Annotated in this window: 10 protein-coding genes, 1 tRNA gene, 1 other RNA gene and 1 pseudogene; 1 reads left to right on the forward strand and 12 read right to left on the reverse strand. The window is 39.8% G+C overall.

The window, feature by feature from the left end:
- A partial coding sequence (locus HT709_RS01950) for a PD-(D/E)XK nuclease family transposase (RefSeq protein WP_172925461.1) occupies positions 1-454 on the reverse strand: 454 nt, incomplete at its 3' end.
- Between the two features lie 112 nt (positions 455-566).
- On the opposite strand from HT709_RS01950, the pseudogene HT709_RS01955 reads away from it, so the two are divergent.
- Positions 567-1,414 (forward strand): annotated as a pseudogene (locus tag HT709_RS01955) (IS630 family transposase).
- Positions 1,415-1,470: 56 nt separating this feature from the next.
- Here the strand turns inward: HT709_RS01955 and HT709_RS01960 are convergent.
- The 11 genes from HT709_RS01960 to HT709_RS02010 all read right to left on the reverse strand — a co-directional run bounded on the left by HT709_RS01960 (position 1,471) and on the right by HT709_RS02010 (position 9,657).
- Positions 1,471-2,439: a ribose-phosphate diphosphokinase gene (locus tag HT709_RS01960; protein WP_000010159.1), complete on the reverse strand. Its 969-nt coding sequence runs from the start codon at positions 2,437-2,439 to the stop codon at positions 1,471-1,473.
- Positions 2,440-2,583: 144 nt separating this feature from the next.
- Positions 2,584-3,399 (reverse strand): PrsW family intramembrane metalloprotease, encoded by an 816-nt coding sequence (locus tag HT709_RS01965; protein WP_172925462.1) that lies wholly within the window; start codon positions 3,397-3,399, stop codon positions 2,584-2,586.
- A 24-nt stretch (positions 3,400-3,423) separates the two neighbouring features.
- Positions 3,424-3,921 (reverse strand): carbonic anhydrase, encoded by a 498-nt coding sequence (locus HT709_RS01970; protein ID WP_007285146.1) that lies wholly within the window; start codon positions 3,919-3,921, stop codon positions 3,424-3,426.
- Between the two features lie 72 nt (positions 3,922-3,993).
- Positions 3,994-5,355, reverse strand: a complete 1,362-nt coding sequence (radA, locus tag HT709_RS01975; protein ID WP_074017595.1) for a DNA repair protein RadA — start codon at positions 5,353-5,355, stop codon at positions 3,994-3,996.
- Positions 5,356-5,368: 13 nt separating this feature from the next.
- On the reverse strand, positions 5,369-5,884 hold the full coding sequence (locus HT709_RS01980) for a histidine phosphatase family protein (RefSeq protein ID WP_172925465.1): 516 nt from the start codon (positions 5,882-5,884) through the stop codon (positions 5,369-5,371).
- A 1-nt stretch (position 5,885) separates the two neighbouring features.
- Positions 5,886-6,329 carry a dUTP diphosphatase gene (locus tag HT709_RS01985; protein WP_020900461.1) on the reverse strand — a complete coding sequence of 148 codons (444 nt, stop codon included), beginning with the start codon at positions 6,327-6,329 and terminating at the stop codon, positions 5,886-5,888.
- Between the two features lie 56 nt (positions 6,330-6,385).
- An RNA gene (gene ffs / locus HT709_RS01990) (signal recognition particle sRNA small type) lies at positions 6,386-6,483 on the reverse strand.
- Positions 6,484-6,515: 32 nt separating this feature from the next.
- Positions 6,516-6,983: a tRNA adenosine(34) deaminase TadA gene (tadA, locus tag HT709_RS01995; protein WP_172925463.1), complete on the reverse strand. Its 468-nt coding sequence runs from the start codon at positions 6,981-6,983 to the stop codon at positions 6,516-6,518.
- 199 nt (positions 6,984-7,182) lie between these two features.
- Positions 7,183-8,469 carry an adenylosuccinate synthase gene (locus tag HT709_RS02000; RefSeq protein WP_001832534.1) on the reverse strand — a complete coding sequence of 429 codons (1,287 nt, stop codon included), beginning with the start codon at positions 8,467-8,469 and terminating at the stop codon, positions 7,183-7,185.
- A gap of 231 nt (positions 8,470-8,700) precedes the next feature.
- Positions 8,701-8,937 carry a sigma(X)-activator ComW gene (gene comW / locus HT709_RS02005; protein WP_172925464.1) on the reverse strand — a complete coding sequence of 79 codons (237 nt, stop codon included), beginning with the start codon at positions 8,935-8,937 and terminating at the stop codon, positions 8,701-8,703.
- 646 nt (positions 8,938-9,583) lie between these two features.
- A tRNA-Asn gene (locus HT709_RS02010) sits at positions 9,584-9,657 on the reverse strand.
- Positions 9,658-9,680 lie beyond the last annotated feature (23 nt).

Here is a 9,680-nt window from a genome sequence, read left to right on the forward strand (position 1 = left end):
TATCCTCTCGCATACTAAAACTGTGAAAAGCCAAGTCATCTGAAAAGTAATTGCTGTCCACGATTGCGATTGCATAAACGGGTGCGATGTGTTTATAACTCTGGTGAGTATCACCTTCTCGTTGACGAATTTTTTCAAGATTTTGATTGACCTGACTGCAAAGGTAAGCCCATAAACGATTGATGAAAAAATTCTGATGATGAACCTGAATTTCGATGATAACTTGCGTACCATTATCCAACTCCGCCAAAACATCTATACTGGTATAGAAATCTTGCGCCGAATAGGGCATGGAAGGCAAGACATGAATATTACTTCCCTCCAAATTGGTCACATTTTTTGCTGGTAAATCCAGCATATCGCGAATAAATTGACAAGTGATTTCCGGATTGCTAAAAATCTTCTTAGCAACCAAATCATTGGTCGGGCTAATGCCCGGATGTCTGAGAATCATTCTTTCTCTCCTTTCATTATAGCACATTTTTAAATCTAGGTTTGCTAGATTCACTGCTTCTATCTATAGTAAAATGAACCAAAAACAGTACACAATGTTGTATAATCTTCTTATGGCATATTCAATAGATTTTCGTAAAAAAGTTCTCGGCTATTGTGAGCGAACAGGTAGTATAACAAAAGCATCACAGGTTTTCCAAATCTCACGTAATACCATTTATGGCTGGTTAAGGCTAAAAGAGGGAACAGAAGAGCTAAACCATCAAGTAAAAGGAACAAAACCAAGAAAAGTTGATAGAGATAGACTTAAAAACTATCTTACTGACAATCCAGACGCTTATTTGACTGAAATAGCTTCTGAATTTGGCTGTCATCCAACTACTATCCACTATGCGCTCAAATTTATGGGGTACACTCGAAAAAAAGAACCACACCTACTATGAACAAGACCCAGAAAAAATAGCCTTATTTCTTAAGAATTTTAATAGTTTAAAGCACTTAGCACCTGTTTATATTGATGAAACAGGATTCGATACTTACTTTTATCGAGAATATGGTCGCTCATCAAAAGGTCAGTTAATAGGAGGTAAAGTCTCTGGAAGAAGATATCAGGGGATTTCTTTGGTTGCAGGGCTAACAAATGGTGAGTTAATCGCTCCAATAACTTACCAAGAAACAATGACGAGCGACTTTTTTGAAGCTTGGTTTCAGAAATTTCTCTTACCGACATTAAATACACCCTCAGTTATTATTATGGATAATGCAAGATTCCAATAGAATAGCTAGGATAGAATTCTTGTGTGAAGAGTTTGGGCATAAACTTTTACCCCTTCCTCCCTACTCACCTGAGTACAATCCTATTGAGAAGACATGGGCTCATATCAAAAAGCATCTCAAAAAGGTATTACCAAGTTGCAATACCTTTTACGAGGCTCTTTTGTCTTGTTCTTGTTTCAATTGACTATATTTATTCGGAAAAAAGACGAAAAAACCTGAGAACCATCTCAGGCTTGGTCATTAAATTTTTTTCTCAATACCGAAAAGTGGAGAAAGTGGTCGTTTTTCATGAATACGTACGATAGCATCCCCTAGAAGATGAGCGATTGAAATTTGCTCAATCTTATCAATCAAACGCTCTTCTGGCAGATAGATGGTATCCAAAACAACCAATTTCTTAATAGCTGAATTTTGGATATTGTCCATAGCAGGACCAGAAAGCACTGGGTGCGTACAGCTTGCATAGACTTCAACAGCACCAGCTTCCGCAAGAGCATCTGCCGCATGACAAATCGTTCCAGCCGTATCAATCATATCATCAATCAAGATACAAGTCTTGCCTTCGACCTTACCGATGATGTTCATGACTTCACTAGTATTCATCTTATCAACGCTACGACGTTTATCAATGATAGCGATAGATGTTTTCAAAAATTCTGCCAACTTACGAGCACGAGTCACCCCTCCATGGTCTGGGCTGACAACCACATAGTCCGAACCAACCATGCCACGACGCTCAAAATAATCCGCAATCAGAGGAGCTCCCATCAAATGATCCACAGGAATATCAAAGAATCCTTGAATCTGCGCAGCATGCAAGTCGATGGTCAATAAACGATCCACTCCAGCTACTTCAAGCATATTTGCGACAAGTTTTGAAGTGATTGGCTCACGCGCTCTCGCCTTTCTATCCTGACGTGCATACCCATAGTAAGGCATGACAACATTGACAGATTCTGCACTCGCACGCTTCAAAGCATCCACCATAATCAAAATTTCAAGCAGATTGTCATTTACAGGCGAGCTAGTTGATTGTAGGATAAAGACGTGTTTCCCTCGGATTGATTCTTCGATGTTGACCTGAATCTCTCCATCTGAAAATTGGCGAACACTTGATTTCCCCAACTCTATCCCAATCTCCTGCGCCACACGTTCTGCCAATTCTTTATTAGAAGAAAGGGCAAACAGCTTTAAATCAGAAAAAGACATGATTTCCTCCGGTATATATGTATCGCTTGTGCTTTTCACAAGATTTTCCATCTACCATTGTAGCGCTTTTTGCACTATTTTTCAATCAAAAATAAAAGAAGGGCACCATATTTGTACCCTTGCATCATTCTTTTGAAAAATATTCTAGGTCATCAACTCATTGTGTTTCTCAACAAAGCAATAAGCATGATAAAAACCATAGAGAGCAATAGCCGTAACCACTGGAATCACTAAAGGCAACTCTGTCTCCAATTCAACAAAAGGAGAGTTAAACAAGAAGTGAGTTCCCAAGGCTAAACCTAGAAAAATAAGACCCTGTTTCTTGCCAACCTTCTGCCCTTTATAGGCTCTGTAAAGCAAGTAAACACCTACTACAGCTAGATCTGAAAAAGTCCAGTGAGAGGCAATTCCTGAGATGATACGCTCTAAAATTCGCGAAATAGTAAAGTCAAAGCCCTCTGGCAAATCCGTACGAATATAACCAATATCCTCAATCATTTGGAATCCCAAACCGGAAGCAATTCCAAGTAAAAACAAAAATTTTAATTTTCGCACAGGAATCAAAGCCAAAACAAAAACAAGTGGCAATAATTTCAAGGGTTCTTCTACCAAAGGAGCCACAATAGCACTTTCAAAAGCATTTAAAAATGTACTATCTGGGAAAAGAACCCCCAGTAAATCATGGATATAAGTATTAGCAAAACTAGACAACCAGCCTGAAAGGAACATCCCTCCCAATAAAGACAGAATCAAAACCTTCTTTGGCAATTCCCATTTTTTCCCAATACGGAAGAGAAAATAAAGAGCCGGAATCATGTAAAAGAGAGCTAGAAAGATAGAAACTCCCATTAGTCCATATTTCGCACCTGACCTCGAACCGTCCGTATAGTAGATGGTTTCATACTGTAAACCAATACATAGCAATAAAATAAAAATAAATAAAATACTGCTTTTCTTCATACACTTTCTTTCTAAATGAAGTATTTATAATTCTACGACTGTCATACTTCCTGTATCAACATTGTAAATGGCACCAAAGATAGTGACATCGTCTGGTATTAGGGGAGACTCGATAAGCAGTTGCATATCCTCGCGTACACTCTCTTCTATATCTTGGAAGGGCAAGAAGTCCTGGTCTGACACATCTACACCTAATTCCTCTTTTAAATACTCCTGAAAAGGTTCATTTTCAAAGGTCTGAGCACCACAGTCTGTATGGTGCAATACCACAATCTCTCTTGTCCCCATTTGTTGCTGGGAAATAACTAGCGAACGAATCATGTCTTCAGTCACTCGACCACCTGCATTCCGCAAGATATGAGCATCCCCAAGTGCCAAGCCCAGAGCTTGCGCAACGTGCAGACGAGAGTCCATACAGGTCACAATAGCTACTCTTGTTTTGGGTTTAAGTGGCAGATTTAACTGCCCATGTAAGGCAACATAAGCCTGATTAGCTTGCATAAACTGTTCAAAATACGACACGATTCCCTCCTTGAAAATTTGATAGTCAAATATTTCTCCTATCTTATCATTTTTAAGAGAATTTGTCACGGATTATGCAAAGACCTTTTTCAAAACTTCCTGAATCGTTGTCACGCCAATGACCTGAATTTCCTTAGGCAGAGTGATTCCTGTCAAGGAATTCTTAGGTACATAAATCTTAGTAAAGCCCAGTTTAGCAGCTTCGTTGATGCGTTGTTCGATACGATTCACGCGCCGAATTTCACCTGTCAAGCCTAGTTCTCCGACAAAACATTCCTGAGGATTAGTTGGCTTGTCTTTGTAGCTCGAAGCAATAGCAACAGCAACGGCCAAGTCAATGGCAGGTTCATCCAATTTGACACCGCCAGCAGATTTAAGATAGGCGTCCTGATTTTGCAAGAGAAGACCTGCCCGCTTTTCCAAAACAGCCATAATCAAGCTAGCACGGTTAAAATCAAGTCCTGTCGTCGTACGCTTGGCATTTCCAAACATGGTCGGTGTCACCAAGGCCTGCACTTCTGCAAGAATAGGACGCGTCCCTTCCATGGTCACAACGATGGAGGAACCAGTTGCTCCATCCAAACGCTCTTCTAGGAAAACTTGACTCGGATTGAGGACCTCAACCAAACCGCCCGACTGCATCTCAAAAATCCCAATCTCATTAGTGGAACCAAAACGGTTTTTGACCGCTCTCAGAATACGGAAGGTATGGTGACGCTCCCCTTCAAAGTAAAGCACCGTATCCACCATATGCTCCAACATACGAGGACCAGCTAAGGTTCCTTCCTTGGTCACATGCCCTACGATAAAGATGGCAATGTTATTGGTTTTGGCCAGCTGCATAAGTTCAGCTGTCACCTCACGCACTTGAGAAACAGATCCCTGTACCCCTGAAATCTCAGGAGACATAATGGTCTGGATGGAGTCGATGATGAGAAAATCTGGTTGGATACGCTCCACCTCAGCTCGAACGCTCTGCATATTGGTCTCTGCATAGAGATAAAACTCGCTATCAATATCTCCCAAACGCTCTGCTCGTAGCTTAATCTGCTGGGCAGACTCCTCCCCACTGACGTAGAGAACAGTTCCCACTTGAGACAATTGGGTTGAGACTTGTAGGAGAAGAGTCGATTTCCCAATCCCAGGATCCCCACCGATGAGGACGAGACTTCCTGGTACCACTCCGCCTCCAAGCACACGGTTGAATTCCTCCATCTCCGTCTTGGTTCGATTGACATTGATGGAAGTCACCTCAGCTAGTTTCATGGGCTTGGTTTTCTCACCTGTCAAGGACACACGCGCATTCTTGACCTCGGCAACCTCAACCTCTTCCACAAAAGAAGACCAAGACCCACAGTTGGGGCAACGTCCCAGATATTTAGGGGAATTATACCCACAATTTTGACATACAAATGTCGCTTTTTTCTTTGCGATGACAAACCTCTTTCTATATCTCTAACTCACACTCAATCACTTGGCAAAAATCAATCTTCTCATTTGGCACAAACTGGCGCATGAGCATTCGATGAGCAACAACTACCACAGTCTGATGTTCTCGATACTTAGACATACATTCTAGAAACCGAGACTTCATTTCCGTAGCTGTCTCATATTGAATAGGACTATTAGGAAGCAACTCCCCCTTGTTTTCTAAAAACAGTCTTCTAGCTGTTTCAAAGTTTTCTATTCCTGTTTTATAGACCTGCCATTCATGTAATAAAGGCTCTACTCTTAAAGGAAGACCCGTAGCACAGACCACATACGAAGCCGTTTCTAAAGCTCTTGTGACTGCAGAAGATATGATTATTTCAGCTGAAGGAAGCAAGGTATTTTTGCTCAGTTTCTGGGCTTGTTGCCGTCCCTTCTCAGACAAGGGCGCCAAATCTATCCCAAATCCCGTATAAGAACGCTCCTCTAACTCACGATAATCTGGCTCCCCATGACGTACAAAGATAATCTTCATTCTAGTGCCCAGTCGATCCAAATCCACCAGTTCGAACGCCATCAGCCGCATCTCCATCTGCAATTAAGAAAGGAGCAAAGATAGCCTGGACAACACGTTCTCCAACTTCAAGAACAACCTCTTGGTCTGTGATATTCTTCATCTGAGCAAAAATATGCCCTTCATTCCCAGGATTTCCATAATAATCCCCATCAATGACCCCAACCGAGTTAATTAAAACCAAACCCTTCTTACGAGGGTTTGAAGAACGATCATAGAGGTAGAGAACCTCAGTCGGTTGCATATAAGCCTTAACCCCTGTCGGAACTAATACAATCTCTCCTGGAGCGATAACTGTACGCACAGCAACCTTTAAGTCGTAACCAGCCGCATGCGCTGTCTCACGCTTGGGCAATAAATTTTCATCTGTAAAACTAGAAACCAATTCAAAACCACGAATTTTCATCATCTTCTCTTTTCTATTATCATCTATTCTAGATTATTCTATCTTATTTATTCGGAAAAAGCACGAAAAAAAGAGCACACAATTCAAATCGCTTAGGGCTGCTGGATTCCTCCCCTGACCCGCTTCACGCAGAACTGTTGCTCCACTATTTATTATATCACATTCCTATTCATTTTAAAAGCAAAATTATTTTTTCCGTCTATTTCTAAAAAAGTCCTGCATAATAGCTGAGCATTCATCTTCCAAAATTCCCGTTTCAACCTCCACACGATGATTGAGACGCTCATCTGTCAAGATATCGTACAAACTCCCAGCAGCGCCAAATTTCTTGTTTTTAGCCCCATAGACCACGTTTGGAATACGGGCGAGGCCAATCGCCCCACTACACATGACACAGGGCTCAATGGTCACAAAAAGCGTGCAATCCAGCAAGCGCCAACTCTCCTCACTCAGGTTCGCATTCTCTATGGCCATAATCTCCGCATGCATAACCGCTCGTTGCAACTCTTCACGCGCATTATGCCCGCGACCAATGATTTCTCCGTCCTTGACAATCACACAACCAATTGGAATTTCATCGTGTTCAAGAGCAATCTCAGCCTCTCTCAAGGCCTCTCTCATAAAGACTTCTTTTTCTTCAACTTTATAATTCATCAATTTCCCTTTTCTTACTTATCGATTTTATTATTATATCATGAATCCCAAGACAAAAAAAGCCACCGAATGCGGTGACTTTATAGGGAGATTATTATGAAAAAGAAAAGTTTAGGATATTTGTTACAACAAGTTAGGAGGTCTTCTTGTAACTGTCTATAGTATACCCGACCTATCTTAAACAAATCTTAAAAATCTCTTAGGACCAAACACTTTCTAAAATATTTGTTTGTTCACGACCAGGACCTACTGAGAAAGTAGAAATACGAACGCCAACCAATTCACTCACACGACGAACGTAGTTACGCGCATTCTCAGGAAGATCTTCCAAATTACGAACTCCAGTAATATCTTCTGACCAACCTGGCAACTCTTCATAGATAGGCTTGCAACGCTTCAATTGCTCAAGACTAGCTGGATAGTAGTCAATACGTTGGCCGTCAAGATCATAGGCCACACAGATTTTCACTGTATCTAAACCACTCAAAACATCGATAGAGTTCAATGAAAGATTAGTAATACCAGAAACACGACGGCTATGACGCATCACAACTGAGTCAAACCAACCTACACGACGTGGACGACCAGTTGTTGTACCATATTCATGACCCACTTCACGGATACGTTCTCCCACTTCATCAAACAACTCAGTTGGGAAAGGACCGTCTCCTACACGACTCGTATAAGCCTTACATACACCTACAACCTTGTCAATCTTACTTGGACCAACACCTGAACCAATCGTAACACCACCAGCCACAGGGTTTGATGACGTAACAAATGGATAGGTACCTTGGTCGATATCTAGCATAACACCTTGTGCACCTTCAAAAAGCACACGCTTACCATTATCAAGCGCATCGTTCAAGATTACAGACGTGTCTGTCACATATTTCTTAATTTGTTGACCATATTCGTAATACTCTTCAAAAATATCATCAAAAGCAATCGCTTTACTGTCATACAATTTTTCAAAAAGACGATTCTTTTCAGCAAGGTTACGTTCTAAACGCTCACGGAAAATATCTTTATCCAAAAGATCTGCGATACGAATCCCAACACGAGCAGCCTTGTCCATATAAGCTGGACCAATTCCCTTAATTGTAGTCCCAATCTTATTGTCGCCCTTAGCTTCTTCTTGCAAGCGATCCAACTCGATATGATAAGGCAAAATGACATGCGCGCGATCAGAAATACGCAAGTTATCAGTTGTAACACCTTCCTCATGAAGATAGCTCAACTCTTTCACAAGAGATTTAGGATTTACAACCATACCATTCCCAATAACAGAGATCTTTTCAGGGAAGAAAATTCCAGATGGAATCAAGTGCAACTTAAATTTCTTACCATCAATCACAATCGTGTGACCTGCATTATCACCACCTTGGTAACGTGCAATCACTTCTGCATTAGCTGAAAGGAAGTCTGTAATCTTCCCTTTACCTTCATCACCCCATTGGGTACCTACAACAACAACTGAAGTCATAATCTTGTCTGAGCCCTCAGGCTCTTCCTTTCTCACATACATGGCAGGACTCTCACCTGCAATTATATCTTACAATTTATTATAAGAAAAAATCGCCTTTTTATCAAGAAGAAACAATAGAAAGATTTGCTATTTCCAACTATTAAAAAATGATTTATAAAAATAACTAGCTATTTATTATTATCTTTCCATAAAAAAAGTGAATTTGTTCGGAAATTTACTCAAAACATCTCAACACGAAATAAATCCCCGATTCATTATCAATTTTTCAAGATACAAACGATAAGCAACACGATAATGGTAAACGATAAAATCCCGATGGCTCCCAATGCTATATCGGAAAAGATAATAAATCAAAAATTTAAAATGAAAATGTTCCCAGTCAAAATAATCTCCGAAGAACGTACCATACTCTTCTTCAATATTTCTATAAAAATCCGTCATCTGCTCATAAATCTTTTGTAACATAAGACTATACCCCTTTACTTTTTATAAGCTTATTCTAACAAAAAATTTTACACATTCACTATCAATTCCTGAATTGTTAAAATACCAATCTCAACAAAATAACAAAAAGGAAAAGTTGACAGAATAGGAACAAATTTACTACCTAAATGTCAAACGATTAAATACCTAAAAAGACCGACTTAAAACTTTTGATTAAATGCTCTTAACTGGCCGAAGTGGAAGTTAGTCTAAAACGAATTTTTATGGTGGAATTAAGTGTAAGACGTTTGAGTTAAAAATGAGGTCTACTCGACTACAAAATCAATAAAATCAAGTATTATTAAAACCAGTGGAACTTAGTTTGAGAATTTAGCTATAAAAAATTTCAATATAATCTATAAAAAGAATCATATAGAACAATTACATTTATCACAAAACTGCTTGCTATTAAAAAACCTAATCTCCAAATTATGGATATTGTTAATAGGGATACACTAAAGAAAATCATCACTTTGTCCTGATTGTGTAAGTCTGATTCAGAAATGTAACCTTCAAAAACCGTCTAATATTCCTCTATCTCTAAGAAAAATGTATCTCACCAAATAACACAAAATAGATTATAAATTAAATAACAAAAAAAGAGGACCTAACCTCTTTTAATTAACTACTCCGCCAGTAGGACTCGAACCTACGACATCATGATTAACAGTCATGCGCTACTACCAACTGAGCTATGGCGGAATAAAGCTAAGCGACTTCCATAT

Source organism: Streptococcus sp. 1343 (assembly GCF_013277355.1).
Lineage (GTDB): Bacteria > Bacillota > Bacilli > Lactobacillales > Streptococcaceae > Streptococcus > Streptococcus pseudopneumoniae.